20 protein-coding genes are annotated in these 21402 nt (G+C 64.2%); 9 read left to right on the top strand and 11 right to left on the bottom strand.

The window, feature by feature from the left end:
• Window positions 1-370: 370 nt before the first annotated feature.
• Window positions 371-1378 carry an MBL fold metallo-hydrolase gene (locus OG300_RS01830; RefSeq protein WP_405491444.1) on the top strand — a complete coding sequence of 336 codons (1008 nt, stop codon included), beginning with the start codon at window positions 371-373 and terminating at the stop codon, window positions 1376-1378.
• Between the two features lie 252 nt (window positions 1379-1630).
• On the opposite strand, the gene OG300_RS01825 is transcribed toward OG300_RS01830, so the two are convergent.
• From OG300_RS01825 to OG300_RS01815, 3 genes are all read right to left on the bottom strand, one after another.
• Complete coding sequence (locus OG300_RS01825; RefSeq protein ID WP_405491442.1) at window positions 1631-2128, bottom strand: GNAT family N-acetyltransferase; 498 nt, start codon at window positions 2126-2128, stop codon at window positions 1631-1633.
• Between the two features lie 4 nt (window positions 2129-2132).
• Window positions 2133-4199, bottom strand: coding sequence for a neutral/alkaline ceramidase (locus OG300_RS01820; protein ID WP_405491440.1), 2067 nt, complete (start codon window positions 4197-4199; stop codon window positions 2133-2135).
• Window positions 4200-4493: 294 nt separating this feature from the next.
• Window positions 4494-4952 carry a winged helix-turn-helix transcriptional regulator gene (locus OG300_RS01815; protein WP_405491438.1) on the bottom strand — a complete coding sequence of 153 codons (459 nt, stop codon included), beginning with the start codon at window positions 4950-4952 and terminating at the stop codon, window positions 4494-4496.
• A gap of 80 nt (window positions 4953-5032) precedes the next feature.
• Here OG300_RS01815 and OG300_RS01810 point away from each other — a divergent pair, with 80 nt between their 5' ends.
• The 3 genes from OG300_RS01810 (at window position 5033) to OG300_RS01800 (ending at window position 7816) form a co-directional block, all read left to right on the top strand.
• Window positions 5033-5746 carry a nitroreductase gene (locus OG300_RS01810; protein ID WP_405498875.1) on the top strand — a complete coding sequence of 238 codons (714 nt, stop codon included), beginning with the start codon at window positions 5033-5035 and terminating at the stop codon, window positions 5744-5746.
• A gap of 147 nt (window positions 5747-5893) precedes the next feature.
• Window positions 5894-6853 carry an aldose 1-epimerase family protein gene (locus OG300_RS01805; protein WP_405491436.1) on the top strand — a complete coding sequence of 320 codons (960 nt, stop codon included), beginning with the start codon at window positions 5894-5896 and terminating at the stop codon, window positions 6851-6853.
• Between the two features lie 126 nt (window positions 6854-6979).
• Window positions 6980-7816: a DUF559 domain-containing protein gene (locus OG300_RS01800; protein WP_405491434.1), complete on the top strand. Its 837-nt coding sequence runs from the start codon at window positions 6980-6982 to the stop codon at window positions 7814-7816.
• Window positions 7817-7931: 115 nt separating this feature from the next.
• On the opposite strand, the gene OG300_RS01795 is transcribed toward OG300_RS01800, so the two are convergent.
• From OG300_RS01795 to OG300_RS01780, 4 genes are all read right to left on the bottom strand, one after another.
• The gene (locus tag OG300_RS01795; RefSeq protein ID WP_405491432.1) at window positions 7932-8816 is read right to left on the bottom strand and encodes an alpha/beta fold hydrolase; all 885 of its coding nucleotides are present in this window, start codon (window positions 8814-8816) and stop codon (window positions 7932-7934) included.
• A gap of 244 nt (window positions 8817-9060) precedes the next feature.
• On the bottom strand, window positions 9061-10893 hold the full coding sequence (locus OG300_RS01790) for a DEAD/DEAH box helicase (protein ID WP_405491430.1): 1833 nt from the start codon (window positions 10891-10893) through the stop codon (window positions 9061-9063).
• Window positions 10890-12446 carry a transcriptional regulator gene (locus OG300_RS01785; protein WP_405491428.1) on the bottom strand — a complete coding sequence of 519 codons (1557 nt, stop codon included), beginning with the start codon at window positions 12444-12446 and terminating at the stop codon, window positions 10890-10892. Before OG300_RS01785 ends, OG300_RS01790 begins: the two co-directional genes overlap by 4 nt.
• Window positions 12418-13230: a hypothetical protein gene (locus OG300_RS01780; RefSeq protein ID WP_405491426.1), complete on the bottom strand. Its 813-nt coding sequence runs from the start codon at window positions 13228-13230 to the stop codon at window positions 12418-12420. The genes OG300_RS01785 and OG300_RS01780 overlap by 29 nt, the downstream gene beginning before the upstream one ends.
• 224 nt (window positions 13231-13454) lie before the next feature.
• Between OG300_RS01780 and OG300_RS01775 the strand changes: the two genes are divergently transcribed.
• Window positions 13455-14105, top strand: a complete 651-nt coding sequence (locus OG300_RS01775) for a hypothetical protein (RefSeq protein ID WP_405491424.1) — start codon at window positions 13455-13457, stop codon at window positions 14103-14105.
• Window positions 14106-14391: 286 nt separating this feature from the next.
• Here OG300_RS01775 and OG300_RS01770 read toward each other — a convergent pair whose 3' ends face one another.
• Window positions 14392-14796: a very short patch repair endonuclease gene (locus OG300_RS01770; protein ID WP_405491422.1), complete on the bottom strand. Its 405-nt coding sequence runs from the start codon at window positions 14794-14796 to the stop codon at window positions 14392-14394.
• Between the two features lie 248 nt (window positions 14797-15044).
• On the opposite strand from OG300_RS01770, the gene OG300_RS01765 reads away from it, so the two are divergent.
• Entirely contained in the window at window positions 15045-16364 is a 1320-nt protein-coding gene (locus OG300_RS01765; RefSeq protein WP_405491420.1) for a DNA cytosine methyltransferase, read from the top strand.
• Between the two features lie 47 nt (window positions 16365-16411).
• Here OG300_RS01765 and OG300_RS01760 read toward each other — a convergent pair whose 3' ends face one another.
• Window positions 16412-17137, bottom strand: coding sequence for an HNH endonuclease (locus OG300_RS01760; RefSeq protein WP_405491418.1), 726 nt, complete (start codon window positions 17135-17137; stop codon window positions 16412-16414).
• 112 nt (window positions 17138-17249) lie between these two features.
• On the opposite strand from OG300_RS01760, the gene OG300_RS01755 reads away from it, so the two are divergent.
• Window positions 17250-18191 (top strand): NaeI family type II restriction endonuclease, encoded by a 942-nt coding sequence (locus OG300_RS01755; protein ID WP_405491416.1) that lies wholly within the window; start codon window positions 17250-17252, stop codon window positions 18189-18191.
• 8 nt (window positions 18192-18199) lie between these two features.
• Here the strand turns inward: OG300_RS01755 and OG300_RS01750 are convergent, their stop codons facing one another.
• Window positions 18200-18832, bottom strand: coding sequence for a TetR/AcrR family transcriptional regulator (locus tag OG300_RS01750; protein WP_405491414.1), 633 nt, complete (start codon window positions 18830-18832; stop codon window positions 18200-18202).
• Between the two features lie 126 nt (window positions 18833-18958).
• Here OG300_RS01750 and OG300_RS01745 point away from each other — a divergent pair, with 126 nt between their 5' ends.
• Window positions 18959-19729, top strand: coding sequence for an SDR family NAD(P)-dependent oxidoreductase (locus OG300_RS01745; protein ID WP_405491412.1), 771 nt, complete (start codon window positions 18959-18961; stop codon window positions 19727-19729).
• A 237-nt stretch (window positions 19730-19966) separates the two neighbouring features.
• Entirely contained in the window at window positions 19967-20290 is a 324-nt protein-coding gene (locus tag OG300_RS01740) for a hypothetical protein (RefSeq protein WP_405491410.1), read from the top strand.
• A 77-nt stretch (window positions 20291-20367) separates the two neighbouring features.
• On the opposite strand, the gene ilvC is transcribed toward OG300_RS01740, so the two are convergent.
• A complete protein-coding gene (gene ilvC, locus OG300_RS01735) occupies window positions 20368-21369 on the bottom strand; it encodes a ketol-acid reductoisomerase (RefSeq protein ID WP_405498874.1) in 1002 nt (333 codons plus the stop codon).
• Window positions 21370-21402: the final 33 nt, after the last annotated feature.

Genomic DNA, 21402 nt, shown 5'->3' with positions numbered 1-21402 from the left:
GATGACGGGCCCCCAATTGCCCTACTGGTAGCCTTCGTTCAGCTACCTCTTAATTCGATGCAACGCTGTTTGATTAACAACGGGCTGAACATTTACCTACTGCTTCGTCACGGTGTGATTCCAGGATTCACCGACCGGTAGCCCAAAGCAACGGCAAGGTCTCGGTTACCTCTGCGAGACTGCAAGCGCCCCATTCCGACCCGATTCGGGCGTTCACTTCCCGTCACCCGCAAGCCATCTGAAGTCTCCGCGGGCGCGCACTGCGTCCGGTACGTGACCCGCAGCCGCCAGCCGGGTGACAGGGAGATCGCGCCCAGGCAGAATGCGGGCGACGGCGGGGTGACACCCGGACGCGAGGCAAGGGGATACGGTGACCGACACTCTGACCATCACCGCACGTCAGCGCTTCTTCGGGACGGCGGTGGATCCGGACACCGGTGCGCTGCCCGAGGATCGGGTGCTGGTCTCATGGTTCGGTTGCGCAAGTTTCGCGATCGCCATGGGCGGCACGGTGTTCCTGCTCGATGCGTGGGTCCCGCGCGGAGTCACCTCCGGCTACGTGCCCACCACCCCCGACGAGGTCGCCGCCCTCGCGCCGACCGCGATCTTCATCGGGCACGGCCACTTCGACCACGCCGCCGACGCCGGTCCCATCACGCAGGCCAGCGGCGCGACCCTGCACGGCACCCCCTCGCACTGCGCGACCGCTCGCAAGCAGGTCGGTGGAGCCGAATTGCCTTGCAAGGAGCTGGGTTCCGACGATTCCGCCCCCGGCGAACGCTACGACTTCGAACTCGCCCCCGGCCTCGAGGTGACCGCCGTCCGCCACCTCCACTCCGCCCGCACCCCCCGCCACGAGGGCCCCGAAGCCTCCGCCCCGATCCGCCCCCGCCCCTGCCTGTGCGACATCCGCACCCACCCACCGACTTTGGCCGACGGCGGCCACCTGGCCCGCAACCTCCTCGCCCCCGAGGGCGGAGTTCTCCTCTACCAGTTCCGCTTCCGCGGCTTCACCCTCACCTGGCACGACTCCTCCGGCCCGCTGCTGGACAAGGCCCCGGCGGTCCTCGACATCCTGCGCACCCTTCCGCCGTCGGACGTCCACATCGGCGCGGTCCAGGGCTACAACCAGTTCACCAACGGCCTGCGCGACCCCCGCAGCTACATCGACGCCCTGCGCCCGAAGGTGTTCGTCCCCAACCACCACGACAATTGGTTCCCCCTCATCACCGCCCGCGGCGAAGCCTTCCGCTCACCACTGCACGCGGAACTCTCCCGCATGCCCGAAGCCACCCGCCCCGACCTCCGCATGCTCGTCGACCGCGACGACTACCTCGCCCCGGGACACCTCGAATTCGACCTGCCCCCAGGCGCGTAACCCGCGGTCCTGTCGAGGAGACCCCCTCCCGGCGAATCGGCAGGCCCAGCCAATCATCGCCCATTTGCACGCCGCTCTCTCCCTACCGGTGAACGCACAGCTCGGCGCCGTCAGCAATGTTCTTCGCTCCCTGGCGGTCACGGCGTGCGAAATCGAGCTCGCGCGAGTCCGGTCACGAGGAGATGAGGCCCGATGTAGGAGTTCTCTATCCACGCCTCGGTAGCGCTCATGCCGCCGGTGGAGTGCGAGCGGTCAGGTGAATCGCAACAGCATGGTGACGCTGGTTGTTCCGCCGCGGTTGATGTGTTCGGTGGCGGGGACGTCCGTGAAGCCGAGCCGTTGATAGAGCCTGCGGGCCGGATTCTCCAGGCGCACACTCAAACTCACGGCGGGGTAGGTCACGCGAGCGTGCTCGAGGAGCTCGGACATGAGGGCCGTGCCCAGTCCGGTGCCGCGGCTCTCCGGGGCGACGCCGATGGATAGTTCCGGGGTGGCGTCATCGACGAAGCCGTATCCCGCGTTGGCGCGGTCGTGCAGCCGCAGCCAGGCCGCGCCCAGCAGGACGCCGTCCGAACCGCCGACCACACCGAGGTCTCCGGGTGCGCCGAAGCCGTGCACGTAGCGCACCAGGGTGGGCACCTCACGGAGGTCATCGGGCGACACCATGCCCTGCGACCTGGCGTAGGACGCTTCGAAAAGCATCGCCCACAGGAACTTCTCGTCTTCAGCTTCGGCCGTGCGTACGAACATGGACTCAGCCGATCACGAATTCTGCTGAGGTGCCAGTGAATTGGGAGATCGCGCCGCCCGCGTCCCGGCTGTCGCCGGTGTACTGGATGCGGTAGCGGCCCGCGGCGTCGTCGGGGACGGTCCACTGGATGCGGACGGTGGAGGCGGCGGGCTGGCCGTCGGGGCGGAACCAGTGCAGTTCGGTGCACCAGTCGTTGTCGTCGTGGACGCGGCTCCAGTTGTCGCCGTTCGCGCGCTGGACCTCGAAGTAGGTGCCGTCGGGGTGCAGGTTGTTGTTGGGGTGCGCGCCGACGAAATCGACCGAAACGGTTTGGCCGGTGGGGTAATTCGCGTCGGGCTGGGCGAGGACGTCGCCGTAGGCATGGCCCGGTTGCGGTACATCGGCGGGGACGGCACCGAGCAGGTTGGGTTGCAGGCCGAAGGTCCAGTCCAGGGGTGCCGGGCCCCGGCCGAGGTCGACGCGGGCGGCCAAAGCCTGTGCCAGACGGTCGAATTCCTGCATGTGCGCGGACAGGGTCCAGCGGCCGTACAGGGTTTCACCGCCCTCGTACTGCTGGCTGGCGTACTCCTCCGGAGTGGTCACGTAACCGCAGTAACCGTTCGAATAGCCTTGCACGAGTACGTTTTCGATCGGCACATTGAGCGCCCGCGACACGATGCGGCGAATCCGGAGCCCGGACACCACCGTGTACTCCGACGGCCCGGAGGCCAGCACCAGATCACCGATGCGCATCAGCTGCAACGGCACGATCTGCGGCACCCACGGCCGCGGCGGCAGGATGCCGAGCGGAGCCAGGATCAGCTTGGGGGCCTGGACATCTCGCATCCAGTCCTCGATCGGCGAGTTGAGCCCGCCCAGCGCCGCGACCATCGGATTCGAGTCGCCCTCCTGCAGGAACGACAGCTGCGAATTCCAGTTGTCCTCGGTGCTGGTGGCCATGGCGGCCGCGCCCATCATGGCGGGCGAGGTGCGGGCGGGCTTGCCATCGGGAGTGTAGGCGCCGTCGATGGCGGTGTCGGAGAGGTCCACGTAGTGCAGGACCGCGTCGACGCCGCCGCTGCTCATCGGGCTGGCGCCGTCGAAAGCCGCACGGCCCGCCTGATATTGGCGTTCGCCGATCATCGCGCAGTTGGTGCGGCTGTCCTCGGTGGGTCCGCCCGGATGCATGGGCCGCAGCCACAGGTTGGGCGTCATATCGCCCGGGTTGGTCTGCGGGAAGGCGGCCACGAAACGCGGCGGTCCGTCCAGGTGCCGCACGCCCATCTCGTCGTGCTCCCAGCGGTAGCTGGCGTAGCCCTTGTTGTCGGCGGAGATGAGGGTGTTGCGGTCGGTCAGCGAGGTGCCGTGGGTGGCGAACCAGGTGATGGCCCCGACGTCCCGGCCGCCCTGCCGCAGTTTGAGCACCGTGATCTTGGGATCGATGGCGTTCGGGAATTCGGCCTTGTCCGCGTCCGGATTCAACTCGAAGGCGACGCGGGAGCGGTTGGCGCTGGCGTCGTGCAGTTCGCCGTGCCCGAGCATGATGGTGCCCGGCGCGAGGTTGTCGTGCGCGTTGACGATGGCCGCCACGATGCCGTTGACCTCGGCGTCATGGGAGTTCTGCTGAAATCCCATGGCCGCCAGCGAGTATGCGTACTCCCGCGCGCTGCCGCCGCAGGAGTTGTGGTTGTGCGTCGCGTTGAGGTTGACGTTGCGCTCGGTGTAGAGCCCTCCGTAGCGCTGCGCGAGCTGCTGCATGACCACCAGGTGCACCGACTGGAACAGGCAGGCGTTGTCGGTGTTGACGAACGCGACCCGATCTCCCGTCGCCTGGTCGACGATGATGTAGGCGCGCGCGAAACATCGCGTCAGCAGCCCCGTCGTGACCTGATCGGCCTCGGAGTACCCCATCATCCCCTGGCCAGCGACGGCCCCGGTGATATCGGCGATCCCGACCCCGACCTGATACCCCTGCCCCGCGTCGCGATGCCGGAGCGGTTGCGCCCCAACAGCATTCGCCGCGAACACCGCGCCGACACCCACGCCGCCCACCGCAGCGCCGACCAGCACGGACCGTCGGGACAGTGACATCGCTACCTCACTTCTCGCACCACGGCGCCGCGAACCACCGGTTCGCACCCACCGAAGGGTGAACCCGCTCACTTCAGGTTTTCCGCAGACTAGTCGGTCACTTGACCAATTTCTACCCGGGCACGCCGATAAGCCGCCGTCACCCTAGCGGGACGCGGCGCCCCGACCATGCCACACACGCCGAACCGCGCACGTCAAACAGCGAGCCGAACCATTCCCGTGCCCGATATGACCGAAACCTGAGGCAGGTCAGATCAAGTCCGCCGTGACCGAGCTCAGCGCGCAGCGTTGCGGTCAGCGCGCAGCGGCCGCCATCCCAGGCCCCGCCTCGGGGGTGACGTCCCGCGCGGTGAGTTCGTTTCCGCACCGGTCACATTCGAGGCGCACATGTCCCTCGCCCCCACACTCCCGATGCCGGTAGTACACCGGCGGCCCATCCGGGGCCATGTGCGCGTCTCCCCAATCCCGGAACGCCATCAGAATCGGGTACACGTCATGCCCCTTGGCGGTGAGCCGATACTCCTCGTGCGCCCCCACCTCGGCGTGGCGCTTCTCCAGAATCCCGTGCTCCACAAGCCGATCCAGCCGATCCAGCAACCGCCCCTTGCTGATCCCGAGATACGACTGGAACCCGTTGAACCGCCGCACTCCTGAGAACGCGGCCTTGAGGATCAGCAGCGTCCACCGATCCCCGAACACCACCAGGGACCGCGTGATCGAGCAGGGCTCATCGGCCAATTCCTCGTAGCGCATCTTCCCATCCTAGCGATCCGGTCCTAATATGAGACCGAATTGCAGCGGTCTCAAAACGAGACCACATGAAAGGGGATGCCATGCCCAGCCCGCTCACCACCCACCCCGACAGCGCACCCCCGGCCGGCCGCTTCACCGCACTCGAATCCCTGCTCGCCGACCGCCACACCTGCCGAGCCTTCCGCCCCGACCCGGTACCACACGCCACCATCGAGCAGATCCTGCGGGTAGCCCAGCTGACCCCCTCCTGGTGCAACACCCAGCCGTGGCAGCTGCACGTCACCGCCGAGCCCGACGCCACCGACAGGTTCCGAAAAGCGTTGCTGGACTACGCTTCCAGCGCGGCTCCCGAATCCGACATCCCCTTCCCCGCCGCGTACACCGGCGTCTTCCGCGATCGTCGCAAGGAGTGCGGCGCGGCCCTCTACACCGCGGTCGGCGTCCCCCGTGGCGACCATGCCGGTTCGCTCCGCCAAATGCTGCGCAACTTCGAACTCTTCGACGCGCCCCACGTCGCGATCGTGACCACCGAATCCGACCTGGGTCCCTACGGCGCGGTCGACTGCGGCCTCTACCTGACGTCGTTCCTGCTCGCCGCCCAGAGCCTCGGCGTGGCAACAGCCCCCCAGGCCGCCCTGGCCACCTACTCCCCGTTCATCCGCGAATGGTTCGACATTCCCGCCGAGCGGCAGGTCGTCGCGGGCATCTCCTTCGGCTACTCCGATGAGGACCACGCCGCCAACAGCTTCCGCACCACCCGCGCCGATCTCGGCAGCGTGGTCCACTGGCACTGACCGCGCTTGCGCTCGACGCCTTCGAAATTCGCGGCACCGTGTTCGCTCGCCGCGGCGGACCGGCTCCCCCACGGCACATCGTGACCGAACGCGGCCCGCACTGCGCGGATCACCCCATTCGATTCAGGCTCGACCACAATGGGCGTCATGACGCTGACCGGGAGCCAGTACACGATCACCTCCGGCGACTACACCGCCGTCATCACAGAGCAAGGCGCCGCGCTGCGGTCGCTCCGCCGCGGCGGGATCCCCCTGATCCTGGAACACGACCCCGACCAACTCACTCCCGCCGCCGCAGGCCAACTCCTCATCCCTTGGCCTAACCGAATCGACCACGGCGAGTACACCTTCGACGGCACCGCCCAGAAGCTCCCCATCACCGAAGCCGCCCTCGACAACGCCATCCACGGCCTCACCCGCTGGGAGTCCTGGTCCCTGCTGGAGATCACCGAATCCGCCGTAACCCTCGGCCACCGCCTACTGGGCCGCCCCGGCTACCCCTTCCGCCTGGACCTCACCGCCCGATATGCCTTGGCCGCCACCGCAGCTCAACCGGTGAGCACCCTGAATTCGGCCACAGCTCCGGGCCTCACCGTCACCATCACAGCAACGAACCGCGGCCCGGTCCCAGCCCCGTACGGCCACGGCGCCCACCCATACCTGACCGTCGGCATCCCCGTAGACGAATGCACCGTCTCCCTCCCCACCACCCACTACCAACCGGTCGACCCGCGCATGATCCCTTCCGGCCCACCACTTCCCGTCGCCGGCTCCCCCTACGACCTCCCCACCCCGCTCGGTCCGCTCCACCTCGACACGGCCTTCACCACCCACGGCTCAGCCCACGCCATACCCGTCACCAACCCCACCCACTCCGAGGTCCACCTCACCGGAGCCGGCCGCACCGTAACCCTCTGGGCCGACCCCGCCCACCCCTGGCTCCAGCTGTACACGGCCGACGGCCTCCCACCGGCCCTCCGCCGCACCGCCCTGGCGGTAGAACCGATGACCTGCCCCGCCAACGCCTTCAACACCGGCATAGACCTGATCCACTTGGCCCCCGGCGCAACATTCGAAGGATCGTGGGGCATCCTCGCCCAGCTGTGATGCCCGGCTGATGCCGATCGCCCAGAGGGCCCGGGCGAATTCCACACCCTCGCAGTTATCCACACTCCACGCGATCGGCCTGCTCATCACCGGTTGCCACGATCGCGACTCTGGCACGCTCGCACCATGATTCGCACCCGAGCCGAACTGCGCGCAGCAGGCGTCCCCATCAGCACCATCGACAACAGGTGCCGAAGCGGCCATTACACCCGCCTGCTTCCGGGCGTGTACTGCACCACGGAACCGACCACGGTGCTGAAATGCCGAGCGGTCATCGCCTGGATCCCCGCCGCCGTGCTGAGCCACCGCACCGCGGCCTGGATCCACGGCATGCTGTCCGAACCCCCGCGAATCGAGGCCACGGTTCCGACCGGTGTCTATCGCCGGCCGCCCCCGTGGCTGCGGCTCTACCGCCGCAACCTCGCCCCCGAATCGATCGACGACACCGCCGATCTGCGCATGACAGTCCCGGCCCGAACGCTGCTCGATTGCCTGACGGTCCTGCCGAAATCCGAAGCAGCAGCCTTGATCGACCACAACGTCGGCCACACCGTCTTCCCCCAGGACGTACTCGCCCTCTGCCACACCGGTCTGCCCGGCTCTCGCGCCCTGCGAACCCAACTCCACACCGCCGCATCCTGTTTCGCCTCAGAACCCGAGCGCTTGTTCGCCCGCGCCATGACCACCCGCGGCATCCGCCTGCTCCCCAACCATCCCATCGGCCCATACCGCTGCGATTTCGTGGACGAACGCTCCGCCACCATCATCGAAATCGACGGCCGCGAATTCCACTCCACCCCCGCAGCCTTCCGCCACGACCGCCGCCGCCAGAACGCCCTGGCCCTCGAAGGCTGGCTCATCCTCCGCTACGCCGCCGCCGACATCTACCAGCACCTCCCCCGCTGCGCCGACGAAGCAGCCCGAGCAATCCGCCACCGCCGCCACACCCACTGGCACCCCTGATGGGCCTATCCCTGCAAACCCACCCTCCCCCAGTCAGTTTCCTGACAATCAGCTACACCGTTTGCAGGAATAGGCCCATCGCCCACCCCCAGCACCGCCCACCCCCAGCGCATCCCTACTCTGTCGCGGTCTCCGCAGCCAACGCAATCAACCGCTCCCGCACCAACTCCGGCCGCTCATCCACAATGAAATGCCCACACCTCTCCACCAACTCGAGCGTGTAATCATCCGCCCGAGCAGTCTGCGCCGCCGCCAACGAATAATGCACCGCCGCATCATCTTTCCCGAACAACGCCCGCACCGGCACCGTAGCCCGCCGCCGCTCCGGATTCCGCACCGCCGCAGGCACCTCCCGAGTCAAGAACGTCCGATACGTATCCCGCCCACTCCGCGCCACCACCGGATCCCGAAAGCGTTCCGCAAAGATCTCGATGGTCTCCCGATCAAACCTGTTCTCCCCCTTCGCAGCCGACCCGATCAACCACTCGAGGAACCGAGTCCGCCGCTGAAGTGGCACCCCCACACTCGCCATCAACGGCTGATAAGCCAGGATCCGCCAGGCATGCCGAGCCACCACCCCCGGCGGCGACCAAGGATGCGCAATGTTCCCAACGAGGTACCCCCTGAACCGCTCCGGCTCCCTGAGGATCATCCGAAACCCAACCCACCCACCCCAGTCATGCCCAACAAGCAAGACATCTTCCTTCAACCCCAACGCATCCATCAACGCCAACAAATCACTAGCCACGTCTTCCTTCGCCCACCGATGCGGCGCCGCCCCCGACCACCCATACCCCGGCAGATCCGGCGCAATAACCCGCATCCCCTCCGGCGGATCCCCCAACAGATCCCGATACGTGTAGTGATGCTGAGGCCACCCATGCAACGCCAACACCGGCGTCCCCTCCCCGGCCTCACTCACATGAAATCGGACTCCTCGAGCCTTGACGAAGCTCCGGCGTACCCCAGCGATAACGGGCGGTTCCTGATCAGCAGCCATAGCCCACGCTAACCCTTCCCAGCCAAGTCGTCGCGACTCAAAGTGCAGCCGGTGCACAAGACTTGTGTCCGGCACCGATGTACTGAGCCGAAACTGCTGAACCACCCTCTGCCGGAGACATATTCGGACCGCGCGATGCAGGCTAGTGGTGGGCGGTTGCGCGGGACAGCGAAGGCAGGCTGTCCAACCCCTGAGTTTCCCAATCCACAAAGCAGGCAGAGCCGATCTAAGGACCGGCCGATACCTATCCCGTGGACGCGTCGAGATGTCGCAGCAATGCACGCACGTCAGCCGCGTCCATCCCCACTCCGGCGGCTGGCTCTTCTTGAAGGTCGGCCAGTTGCTGGACGCCGGGATCATCGAGGATCCGTCCCATGAACTCGAGCTTCTCCTCGAGCCGAACCCGGACCACCTCATCGACGGTATTGCGAGTTGCGAGGATCGTCACCCGTGTCTCGGTACCGGGAGCCAGTCCCAGACGATGGATCCGATCCAAGCTCTGCAAGAACCGGCCGGCGAGGAAATCCCGGTCCACGTAGACAGCGTCATGGCACACGTGGTGAAGGCTGATCCCCTCACCCAGTGTCGCCGGATTCGAAATCAGCACATGGCAATTCGGATCCTCACGAAAGCGCCGCAGCTGGTCCTCGCGGTCCGCGGTGCCGCCGTAAACCACAGCTGGCGCATAGCCTTCCAGCAATTTCTCCAGGGTGGTGAGACTCCGGACGAACGTCGTCCAGATGAGCGTCTTACGCCCGCTATTGGCGTTGTCCGAGACGATCTTCAGTGTCTCTTGGTATTTCGGTGACAGTTCGTATTGCGGAAGGTTCCGGAGGAGCTCGTACAGCGAGTCTCCCGGCGCAGGAGTCAAAGGCGGGAGCTGGTACTCCAGGGGTTCATACCTGCTGGCCCCTTCGAGCAACAGTGCCGGGCTGGTAGCGGCCATCAAGAGCCTCAGCATGGCCTTGCCGAGGCCCTCGATATTGCCCCGTGATCCCTCGGCGCGGGCGGAGAAGTTGCCCTTCAGCGCCTCGTAGATCTCTGCGTGGACCGGCGGCATATCCAAGTACCGAACCTTCGGTTCGAAGGGTGGCAAGCCCAGCTCATGCTTGGTCGTACGAGTGAACAACGGCCGCAGAACGGTACTGGCGTGCGCCAGATCTCCGCCACCGACAGCCTCTGTGACGACCCGCTTTCCGTGCCCGGGCCATACGAAGGACAGCAAATTCTCCAAGTCCTTCGCACCGTTCGGCGCCGGCGTCCCGGTTAGAATCAAGCGCCTGTCAGCCAGTGGCCCCAGGGCGAGGCATGCGGAACCATATGCGCCGCTGGCCCCGAGCTTCATGCGGTGTGCTTCATCGAGTACCACCATCGAGGGTGCCGACCGTAACCATGCGGCAAGGTTTCCCAGCGAGCGTTCGAGCCGTTCGTAGTTGACGATACGAATCTCGGCAAGCGGATCGTCGTTCCGCCCGGTCACAGCCACACGAGGCGATTGCCGGAAACAAACCGAGCTCTCGTACTCCCACGATTCGTACGCGGACTTCGGTCCCACGACCAAAAGCCGCTCGGCTTCGGCACGTTCACGCATCGCTGCATATACCGCGAGTGCAACCCGGGTCTTGCCAGCTCCGGGGACGCTGAAGTTGGCGCCATGCCGCAGCGAGAGCAACCGAGCGATGTCACGACGCTGAAACTGCGTGAGATCGGCAATCCAGGCCTTGCCCAGAAGCCCTGCAACATCTTCGGATTCGACTTCTCCGGTCGGCCCGCCGGGGCTGGCTTCGAGACTGCGCTGGACCGAATCGGAATCATCCAGGACACCGTTGACGAGGGCCATGAGGTCGGAGTCCCAGTCGACTCCGGGATGGGTCCAGGACGCCAGCTCACTGAGATTCACCAGGAAATCGTCGAGGTCGACTTCTGCGGACACCGGTCCACGCTGCCCGCTGGTGGCAATGCGCGCCGTAAGTTGCGCGAAGTCGTCCTGTAGCCCGGGCAATGCCCGAAGCTCTACCCGCGTGCGTGTTACGTCGAAACCGAGTCTCAGAGATGGCCTGCTACCAAGTTCGGTCATGAGTGCGAATGCTCGTCGCCGACTGCGGAGATCAGCCATGCCAGGCCATTGCCGGGGAGCTCGATGCTCCGCCGCGCTTCGACCGCCAGCAGGCCGAGAACAGTCCGCAGCTGCCCTAGGGCGTCGTCGAACGCTCCCTCGTCGAGGCTGGAATTGCCCCGTGACATCACTACATCGGTGATCGACTGCTCGAGATCTCTACATGCGTCGTTGACCCGGTCCGGGGCCGCCAGGCGCTTCTTCCGCAACCGAGCCTCACGACCCGCAGTATCAATGGCCTCGTCGAACGCTCCCTTGAACGAAGCAATCACCTCCAGGGCGGCGGCGTGCTCGGCAGGCGCTACTTGCTCACCGGCCGCTTCGACCGCCTTTGCTTGCAGCAACCTGTCGGTCAGTCCGCGGGCAGCAAGAACATTCGCGCCTGCCGCCTTCACATCGCGGTTCAGTCCAGGGATGGTGACAGTCGTAGGAGCGGCACTACCTCCCGACTTGAACTCTTCCGGAAGCACCTTGTCCAAATACCGGCTCTGGAAATCCGGTTCGATGTAACGGATATCGGTCTTCGCGAAGTCGAGCACGATTGCCGCCAGACGAGCTTCCTTGAGTAGGTCGGCACGCTCCTTGTTCTTGGCCTGCTCTTTGTCGTAAGCACGATAGAGCTCGGCGAGCTTCTCCTGAGAGCGCTCGAGGTCCATCAGTCGCAGTGACGGCCCGGCGCCAATCTTGCTGCGCGCGATCAGATCTCGCAACTGCGCGAGCACCCACAGGTCACGTTCGACCGACTTCGTGTCGGTGCGGAAAGCTTTGGCGATGACCGTGAGGTCCCGGTTGAGCTGATTGCGCTGCTCTTCGATGGCGAGCAGGCGGTTGATGTAGGAGTAGTCCCGGCGCTTGTCCTGCCGCAGCTGAAGCGACAGTTCGACATCGTTGATGTCATCCCACGTACAGCTCGCCGGCAAAACACCTACGCGCATGTTGGAGGTGGTGTTGAGTTCGCGCAGCGCAGCGCAGCGGGTGTTGCCGTTGACCAGCACCCCCTCGTGAGTGATGAGGCCCGGCTCATTCTGCTTGTGCTCGTCCAGGCTTTCCTTGAGCTTGTCGAAATCCGGGTCACGATGTTCCGGATCCGAGGGGCGAATCGTCAGCAGGTAGCGGAGATAGTCCTGGCTTTCCTGGCTCCAGGGATCTGCCGCGAGAATCGCGTCACGCTTCGGGTCATAGCTACGCTGCGCGCGGATCCGATGGGTTTCGGGGTTATACACCAGGGAGCTCAGAGGCATATCGATCACCTGAATATGCAGCGGGGCACCTCGCCACTCGACTGTCAAAGTCTCAGCTACACCGCCCTTTTGATGCTGCTCACGCAAACGTGCCTCGACCGTCACGCGAGTCGCGTCGGCAGCGGGAGGAAAGCCGTAATCCGTAGACATATCTGGATTCTCCTCGAAGAACATGTTCTGGTCGGGCCGAAAATTACTTGTGCCATGGGGATTCAGCGACAGGTCGTCCCCGACCTTCGCGGCCTCACCCGTCCAGCGTGGCCAAAGCTTCACGGACCTTGTCCCTGGAGTCCGCCGGCAAAGTACGGTACGCAGTCCACAGGGCTTCGGTCTCGCTGAAGTTCCGTACATCGCGACTTACCCAGTCGGCGAGCATCTTCCGTTCGTAGAACGGCAACTGCTCGATACGAGAGAGGACGTCCTGCAGGTCCGCAGTCAGATCCCGGCCACCTACGCGGCAGCGGTTGCACTCGATGATCAGCTCCACTGCGGTACCGCCGCCGGACTGCCGCACCGGCCTGCGCGCTACGTCGAGCTGCGAGGCAACATAGGTCCCCGGATATTGCTCGCCGGGGCCGATTCCGCACGAGCGGCACTTGTGCCCGTCTCGCATCAACAGCGTGTGCCGCTCGCTGGCGGTAACCGTTACGCCGGTCTTCCGTGTCGCCTTGCCGGGCTCCCAGACCGGGGCCCCCTGGATGACAAAGCGCTGTTCGTGAGATCCGAGCGTCGGGTCCTCACGATTGGTGTCGATCCGCCACTCGAAGTCACGCAGGTCCCGCATTCGCCGGTCGATCTGCGAGGTTTCCGGAAATGCCTCACGGAGCTGCGTCTTCGTGAACATCGCCCCGACTCCGACTTCTTGAACAAGCCAGAGTGCCACTCGCTTCATCGTGCCGAGTTTCGGGTCCTCCCAAGACGGCGCAGGCATCAGCATCCAACCTTTCACATCCGCAAGCAATACCGGCCGGGGACGATGCCGCAGCCGTCCGGCCGCGTCCCGGTTCCATTCAAGGGAACCGCACCCGACCGGCGGACGGAAGAGCCGTGTGTCCATGAACGGTGGACAGTGGCCGCCAGCAAAACCAGGAACCTGGGCGGCAATCGGTGGCAGGCTAGCTAGGTCAATTCTGATGGGGGAGAAGCAACTTGCCGCCACGCGGAGAGTTTCAAGAACTTGGCTCCAGTCTGTCGGCCGCCGAGCGCACGTTCGCCGAGACCGTACGAGCTCTTGTCCGCCAGGACACACGTTCGTCTCGCAAGGTCGCCAAGGACATCTACGTGAGCAGATCCATGCTCTCGAATCTCGCTCATGCAAAGTGCCGGGTAGCGCCCGCGGACGACGAGGTCAAAGCGCTGCGAGCGCTGTACGAGCTTGCGGCAGTAGCCGATCAGACAGGGCAAGTCATCGAATGGGATGAGTTGCTGCGGCGCCGATTTGCCGTCTGCTGGACGCCGCACCTGCCGATCAAGACCTGCGTGTCGTGCGGAGCGGTTTGCACCGACTGCGGCACTACGCTGGAATACCGGAACCAAGACGATCCGCTCGAGCCGGCCGATGATTCTCGCGCGAGCGCGGAGACCGTTGTGCCGGTCCCCAATGCCGAGGGGGACCGGCACAAAACCGAACCTGTCGACATCGTTTGGACAGCCGTCGATGATGTCGCGCGTTACGTAGCAGTCGGCGACTTCACCCAGCTCAACAGCGTGCTCCGCTACGCCGGCATCGAAGCCCCGGCGGCCGAAACAGCACGCGCCGTGGCAGCGTGCCGTGACCGCCGAATGCACGATGCGGCAGCAACGATCGTCGACCACGCAGGAAGCCGCGCCGAACGGGAGGTACTCGAAATTCTGCGCGAACTCAACCGGAACAATATGCGCGCCGACGCCGATGCCTTGCTGGAACGAGCTCTCCGCCGCAACCCTTCCTGACACCTGCCTTCCGACAATGATCTTGCCAGCGCGCTGTAGCCAAGTAGCAAGCGATCGCGCGGTGGCACAACAGAGTTGAGCACCGGAGTCTGATTCGGTTTCGCCGAGCAGCTGGAAAGTACTGCTAACGCCAGGCCAGCAACACTGTCGCTCCCCAGCATTCAGGACTCGATCACAGCCGAGCTTGGTCTTCTTGTCCGGCTTCCAACTCATAAGCCCGGTCGAGAGCGACGCGCCCAGCGCCGGCGCAACCAGCGTGTCCGGCAAGTCCTGTGATCATCGGCCCTCATTTTGCCATATGATCGCTCACATGTTCGGATCCGCCCGACAATACCCCGGTGACCACGCCGACAGCGTCGGCGAGATCCTCGTGTTCCCAGAGACGGATCACCTGCCAGCCGGCTGCAACCAGAGCGTCGTCCGCTGCTCGGTCACGGGCAATGTTTCTGCGAAGCTTTGGCGCCCAGTACCATTCGTTGGTCGTCGGCTGCCGCCCATGCTCAGGACAGACGTGCCAGAAGCACCCGTCCACGAAAACCGCCACCTTACGAGCGGTGAACACGATGTCAGGCCGTACCTTCATCTGCCCGAGGTCGAGCCGGAAGTCCTTCCGGTAGCGAAATCCCAGACGATGCAGCGCACTTCGCAGCACAACCTCCGGCTTCGTGTCTGCTCGGCGGTTAGCCCGCATGTTCCGGGAACGCCCCTCGTTGAGTGGCGCTGGATAGAGCCCTCGCTCATGGGCCTTCCGTCTGGCATCTTCCGATCGGCGTTCGGCCACATCTGTCCCGATTCGAGCTTGGCGGATGTCGTGCGGAAAGATACTCCCGCACCCAAGTGACCTATGAGCCAGCCTTCGCATCGAAAGGGTATCTGCATGACCGACCTGCGCGTCGACGAAACCTGCGCCGACGCTGGCTGCTACGCCAAGGGGGACGCGTGACTCGAAGTAAACACGGCAGCTCCTCGACGAAGGCCCGGAAGCCGCGGTTCACCTCGATCGAGATCTGTGCTGGCGCTGGAGGACAAGCGGTCGGTCTTCATCAGGCAGGCTTCGGCCACCTCGCACTCGTCGAGATCGACCAGCATGCAGTCGAGACGCTCGAGCTGAACATCAAGGGCGACGAGGCAGATCCTGCGTGGGCATGGGAAAGCAACAACTGCAAGATCCTCTCCAAAGACGTCAAGGCGTTCGATCCACTCACCGAGGTCACCAACGACGGACGATGGATCACACAGGGCGAGCTCGACCTCTTGGCGGGCGGGGTGCCATGCCCTCCGTTCTCTCATGCCGGCAAGCAGCTCGGGAAGAACGATGAGCGCGACCTCTTCCCTCGGATGCTCGAACTTGTTGGGATCCTCCGGCCGCGCGCAGTGATGATCGAGAATGTCCGCGGAATCATGGACCCCAAGTTCGCGAGCTACCGGGCTTGGATAGCCACCATGCTGGAGGGTGGAGAATACGCCGACGACGACGGGCATACTGCCACAGAACCCGGTCTCGGCTATAAGATCAGCAAGTGGGATGTCCTGGAAGCCAGCGACTTCGGCGTACCGCAACTCCGCCCGCGAGCAATTCTTGTCGCATTCCGCGCTGATGTGATCGGCGACCTCGATTACAAATGGCCCGAAGCTACACATAACGCTCCTATGAGCGTTGCAAAGAGCCTTGAGCCGACAATGCGCGAGCGATATGGCCATTACGACAAGCTGACCGGTTCGACGGAAGGTATGGCAGCCTTCGAGCGATGGAAGAAGATCGCGTCAGAGCGCCAGAAAGAGCTGGAGGGCAAGGGCGGCGGGGTTGGCCCCACGCTGGTCGGAGGATCGAAGAAGCACGGCGGTGCAGATCTTGGCCCGAGTCGCGCCAAGGCGGCATGGCGACAACTGGGCATCTCCGGAATGGGCGTCGCCAATGATATCGACACCTGCACAGAAAAGCAGACCCATGAACGCGACCTTTTCGGAACTGATGGACCGATGCTCACTGTTCAGCAAGCTGCAATAATCCAGGGATTTCCCCTCAACTGGCGATTCTCAGGCGGGAAGACCGCACAGTACAGGCAAGTCGGAAATGCCTTCCCTCCGCCGGTAGCCCACGCAGTAGGGAAGTCGATCGCCAAGGTCCTGGAGGAAGCAGATAAGCGCAAGAAGAAGTCAGTCCGGAATAAGCCGGTCAAAGCTGCGCAGAAGCGAAAGCAGGATGGAAGTAGCGAGCAGTACGGTCTGCTCGACGAGGCGGAGCTCCGCGCTTCCTGACGATCGGCATTGATCCGCCTTATCGACCATTGCAGCCTCCGGGCGAACTACGTGACCGGAACCAACAACGTGCGCAGTTCATCCGGATGCAGCCAGCGTGGGGGCCGGTGAATCATGCGGTGGCAGTTCGAGCACAGCAGGACCAGGTCTGCCATGCGGGTTTCGGTTTCGTTCGAAACGTGCAGTGGAATCACATGGTGACATTCGATGTAGCACTTGCCACGCTCGCCGTAGACGGTCTCGAAATCGAAGCCGCACACCTCACAGGCAACCCGGTCGTGGGTGCGCAGGAAGTGGCGAATCTTCTTGGCCCGCAACCTCGGATCGCGTTCGCGGCGGTTGGCCAGCGCCGATAGGAGTCGCCCCTCCCTGGCGGACTCGTCTTCATCGATCATTGCGACCTCTGCGGCGACAGGGTCATCGAACTGGCCGGCCTCCGCCGCACGGCGGATCGACTCGGCCGCGGCATGCATCTCGGGTCCGTACGCGATGAAGTCGTCCAGTACCACCGAATCCAGTGCTCCACCACGAGTTCTCTTGCCCCGATAGTCCGGATGGCTAGTTGCGATGTCGGTGGTTTTGCGCGACACGCCGTTCCCGTTGCGGAAGGTTTCAGTTCGCTCGGACGCCGCGTGAATCGGGAGGCCCCGCAGCAACGTCGACAACTCGTGGACTCTGCGATCGTTCTCGCGCAGCTCGTGCCACTCGTTCTGCATCACCAGATCGCAGGCGAGGATCAGTTCGTCCCGCGTCCATGCCGGGTTCCGGGCCATCTGACCAACGCTAAGGACATCCAGGGGGAATAGCAAACAAGCCGGTCTGTCTCAAGTATCAGCCGTTCACAAAGGAGGTGGTCACTAGACGAGATCAGCTAGCCTCGAAGGCATGGCGCAGCCGTTCCAAGCACCACTTTTCGGTCCAGATGACGCGGACCTTCAAGTCGTAGCCAAGTACATAATCGACAACGACCCGGAGGGTAGACGGATCGCAGCAGCGATCCGCCGGACCTACGACATGCTCCTGGACGGACAGCACACCGGGAGATACAAATGGAGTCAGCTACACAAGACCGAAAAGACACACTTTGGAACCCTCGTCGAGATCAACATACAGCGGGAGTTCAACCTTGCCGACGGCCACACCATGGATTATTCCATCGAAGACATTGAGGTCGACTGCAAATTCTCACAAAACTTGGCAGACTGGATGATTCCACCAGAAGCGCTCGGACATATCCTCCTCGGCCTCTGGGCAAGCGACGATAAAGGAACATGGTCAGCCGGCCTTGTTCGAGCATACCCAGATAACTTGACTTCCTCCGAAGGAAATCGCGATGGCAAGAGGCGGCTTTCAAAGGCCGGCAAGACAAATATCAAATGGATCTTCAAGGACATGCCACTGCCGGAGAATGCACTGCTTCGCATACCCCAGGACAAGGTAGACATAGTATTCAACTGCTCCGAGCACGGCACAAAGAGAATCGATATGCTTTTTCGACTCGCCCAACTGAAGCCGGTAAGACGAAATGTAATCGCAACCGTAGCCCAGCAGGAAGACTACATGAAGCGGATTCGAGGCAATGGCGGATCACGCTCCACTCTAAAGTCCGAAGGGATAGTGATCTTGGGGCAATACAGCAGCCATGGTGAGATTGCCAAGGCCCTCGAGCTACGGGTACCGGGGCCCGGGGAATCGATGAGCGTACGGCTTGCATCACAGAAGCCTCACCACGGAGGCCGACCATCCGTCGAGATAGATTCAGTACATTGGGTCGTTGCTGAGGCTGACGATCCGATAGAAACAGCACCAGACCTACCTAGAATTTGAGTGTGGGCTCACAATCCGATGCCCGCACAAAGGGCACGTAGAGAATAGGCGGCCAGATCGGCAGGGGAACCGGGGCCGACGGTGGGGCCATTGCCAGTTGCCCACTCCTCCACGGCAATTCGGATGGCGCCCGCCGCGGCTGCGGCGATCAGCCTCAGCTGTAAGGGGTCTGAACTCGCGCCGGCGCGGGCGGTCAGCACCGCCAGTAGGTCGCGTTCGGATTCCATGTTGATGCGGTGCCAGATGGTGCGCAGTGCCGGGTCGGTGTCCATGGCGTGGATGAGGCCTCGGGTGGTTTCGAGGTCTTCGGGGGCACTGCCGAAGGTGAGGGCGGTTTCGACGGCGGCCTCCAGTTCAGCCAAGGTCGGGAGGCGGTGGGGGCCGGCGGCTACGGCTTCGAGCCAGCGTTGGGCGCCTGTGGCGAGCATGGGCTCGACGGATTCTTCCTTGGTCCGCGCGTAGCGGTAGAAGGTGCGTAGGCCTATGCCTGCTTCGGCCGCTATTTGTTCGGCGGTTACGTCGGAGGTGCCGTGTTCGGCGAACAATCGCGCGGCGATGCGGGCTATTTCCAGGCGGGTTTCGGCCTTGCGGCGTTCGGCCAACGTGGGGCGGCGGATGGGGTTCGGGGGTTGTGTGGGCACTTCACCTCCTGTGAGCTGGGGGTTGGTTAAGCCATCCTAGTCGACGGGATGCCAATCTGGCACGTTGTGCCATGTGGGCGTAGCGTGTCAGGTTGAGGCTGAAGTACCTAGTTAGGAGAGATCGCAATGGAGCGTTTCGACGGGCGTCGAGTACTTATTACCGGGGCGGGGTCGGGGATCGGGCGGGCTACCGTGCATCGGGTCCTCAGTGAGGGTGGGCAGGTTGTCGCTGCCGACGTCAATGAGGCGGGGCTGGCGGAGACCGCCAAGCAGGCCAGTGAGAACGGTAATGCCGATCGGCTCAGCACTGTTGTGGTGAATATCGCCGATGAGGCGTCGGTGCAGGTCGGCGTTGCTCAGGCGGTGGAAACGCTTGGCGGGCTTGATGCTTTGATCAATGCGGCCGGGATTCTGCGGTCGGCGCATACGCACGAGATGCCGCTCGAGGATTTCACTCGAATCATCACCGTGAATTTGACCGGGACGTTCCTGATGATTCGGGAGGCGCTGCCCGCGCTGCTGGAGTCCGACAAGGGTGTCATCGTGAACTTCACGTCCACTTCGGCCTTCTTCGCGCACCCGTACATGGCCGCGTACGCCGCGTCCAAGGGCGGGATCATGTCCATGACGCACGCGCTGGCCGCGGAGTACTCCAAGCAGGGGTTGCGCGTGGTTGCCGTTGCGCCGGGCTCGATTTCGAGCGATATGACCGACGGCAAGGGGCCGGGGCTGCCCGCGGACGCGGACTTCACGCTGTTCGGGAAGTTGATTCCGGGGATCGGCAACGGCTTCGCCTCGCCGGACACTGTGGCGGGCGTGGTGGCGATGCTGGCCTCGGATGACGGCGCGTTCATCACCGGTACCGAGATCCGGATCGACGGCGGCACGCACTACTGAGTCGAAATACCAGCGCTATCAGCGACAACCGGAAGTGTCCAGCGCGAAAAGCTGGGGCACCGCACGCTGAAAGACTTCCGGCGCAATCGGCCTCGCGGATATATTCTGCGGGGCCGTTGCTGTACAACGGGTTTCGGGGGAATGTCAGGGTGAATGTCATACAAACGGACCATTTTGTCCCTAATTCACAGGGATTCTCTTTCGCCGCGCTACCCATCTGGGGCAGTGTTGACCACCATGATGAAGTCTTCGCTACGCCGGACCGCCGCCCGTGTGGCCGTCGCCGGTGCCATCGCCCTGATTCCCGTTGCGGCACTGACCGCTACCGCCTCCGCCGATGTGCCGGTGACGCCGAGCGCCGGTGATGTGGCCTGGCCGCACCACAACGACAACGACAACCCGTGGTGGAACAACGACCGTGACGACTGGCGACACCGCCACGACCACGACCACGACGGCTGGAACAACAACAACGGTTGGAACAACCCCTGGAACAACCCGTGGAACAACGGCCCCAACTGGCGCGACGTGATCGTGCCGGGCGCGTTCGGGAGCTCCTGAGCCAACCGAACACCGATACGGCGAAGGCCCGCCGGGAAATTTCCCGGCGGGCCTTCGCGCGTGAAAGCGCTGAAACCTTAAGCGGTTTCGGTGATCGGCCGGTCGACCCAGCTCATCAGGCCGCGCAGCTTGGCGCCGGTGACCTCGATCGGGTGCTCGGCGTTGGCCTTGCGCAGACCCTCGAGCTCCTTGTTGCCGCCCTCGACGTTGGCGACGAGGCGCTTGACGAAGGTGCCGTCCTGGATGTCGGCCAGGATCGCCTTCATGCGCTCCTTGGTGCCGGCGTCGATGACGCGCGGGCCCGACAGGTAGCCACCGAACTCGGCGGTGTCGGAGACCGAGTAGTTCATGCGCGCGATGCCGCCCTCGTACATGAGGTCGACGATCAGCTTCAGCTCGTGCAGCACCTCGAAGTAGGCCATCTCGGGGGCGTAGCCCGCCTCGACCATGACCTCGAAACCGGTCTTGACCAGTTCCTCGGTGCCGCCGCAGAGCACGGCCTGCTCACCGAAGAGGTCGGTCTCGGTCTCTTCCTTGAAGGTGGTCTTGATGACGCCGGCGCGCGCGCCGCCGATGCCCTTGGCGTAGGACAGCGCCAGTGCCTGGCCCTCGCCGGTCGGGTCCTGGTCCACCGCGATCAGGGCGGGAACGCCCTTGCCGTCGACGAACTGACGACGCACCAGGTGGCCGGGGCCCTTCGGGGCGACCATGGCGACGGTGACGTTGGCCGGAGCCTTGATCAGGCCGAAGTGAATGTTCAGGCCGTGGCCGAAGAACAGCGCGTCGCCGTCCTTCAGGTTGGGCTCGATGTCGTTGGTGAAGATGGACGCCTGCGCGGTGTCGGGCGCCAGCACCATGATCACGTCGGCCCAGGCGGAAACCTCGGCCGGAGTGCCGACGGTCAGACCGGCCTCTTCGGCCTTCGGGCGGGACTTCGAACCCTCGGCGAGACCGACGCGGACGTCGACGCCGGAGTCGCGCAGGCTCAGCGAGTGGGCGTGGCCCTGGCTGCCGTAGCCGATGACCGCGACCTTCTTGCCCTGGATGATCGACAGGTCGGCATCGTCGTCGTAGAACATCTCGACTGCCACTTGGGTTCTCCTTCGGATCAC

The organism is Nocardia sp. NBC_00511 (assembly GCF_045161165.1).
In the GTDB taxonomy this organism is placed as follows: Bacteria; Actinomycetota; Actinomycetes; order Mycobacteriales; family Mycobacteriaceae; genus Nocardia.
This window is presented reverse-complemented; position numbering and strand designations above follow the sequence as displayed.

Bases quoted from the DNA above. Each gene is read 5' to 3' on its own strand.
- OG300_RS01790 (WP_405491430.1), bottom strand. From the start codon at position 10,893: ATGACCGAACTTGGTAGCAGGCCATCTCTGAGACTCGGTTTCGACGTA.
- OG300_RS01825 (WP_405491442.1), bottom strand. From the start codon at position 2,128: ATGTTCGTACGCACGGCCGAAGCTGAAGACGAGAAGTTCCTGTGGGCG.
- OG300_RS01805 (WP_405491436.1), top strand. From the start codon at position 5,894: ATGACGCTGACCGGGAGCCAGTACACGATCACCTCCGGCGACTACACC.
- ilvC (WP_405498874.1), bottom strand. From the start codon at position 21,369: ATGTTCTACGACGACGATGCCGACCTGTCGATCATCCAGGGCAAGAAG.
- OG300_RS01755 (WP_405491416.1), top strand. From the start codon at position 17,250: ATGGCGCAGCCGTTCCAAGCACCACTTTTCGGTCCAGATGACGCGGAC.
- OG300_RS01820 (WP_405491440.1), bottom strand. From the start codon at position 4,199: ATGTCACTGTCCCGACGGTCCGTGCTGGTCGGCGCTGCGGTGGGCGGC.
- OG300_RS01760 (WP_405491418.1), bottom strand. From the start codon at position 17,137: ATGGCCCGGAACCCGGCATGGACGCGGGACGAACTGATCCTCGCCTGC.
- OG300_RS01800 (WP_405491434.1), top strand. From the start codon at position 6,980: ATGATTCGCACCCGAGCCGAACTGCGCGCAGCAGGCGTCCCCATCAGC.
- OG300_RS01780 (WP_405491426.1), bottom strand. From the start codon at position 13,230: ATGGACACACGGCTCTTCCGTCCGCCGGTCGGGTGCGGTTCCCTTGAA.
- OG300_RS01745 (WP_405491412.1), top strand. From the start codon at position 18,959: ATGGAGCGTTTCGACGGGCGTCGAGTACTTATTACCGGGGCGGGGTCG.
- OG300_RS01770 (WP_405491422.1), bottom strand. From the start codon at position 14,796: ATGCGGGCTAACCGCCGAGCAGACACGAAGCCGGAGGTTGTGCTGCGA.
- OG300_RS01740 (WP_405491410.1), top strand. From the start codon at position 19,967: ATGATGAAGTCTTCGCTACGCCGGACCGCCGCCCGTGTGGCCGTCGCC.
- OG300_RS01815 (WP_405491438.1), bottom strand. From the start codon at position 4,952: ATGCGCTACGAGGAATTGGCCGATGAGCCCTGCTCGATCACGCGGTCC.
- OG300_RS01810 (WP_405498875.1), top strand. From the start codon at position 5,033: ATGCCCAGCCCGCTCACCACCCACCCCGACAGCGCACCCCCGGCCGGC.
- OG300_RS01795 (WP_405491432.1), bottom strand. From the start codon at position 8,816: ATGGCTGCTGATCAGGAACCGCCCGTTATCGCTGGGGTACGCCGGAGC.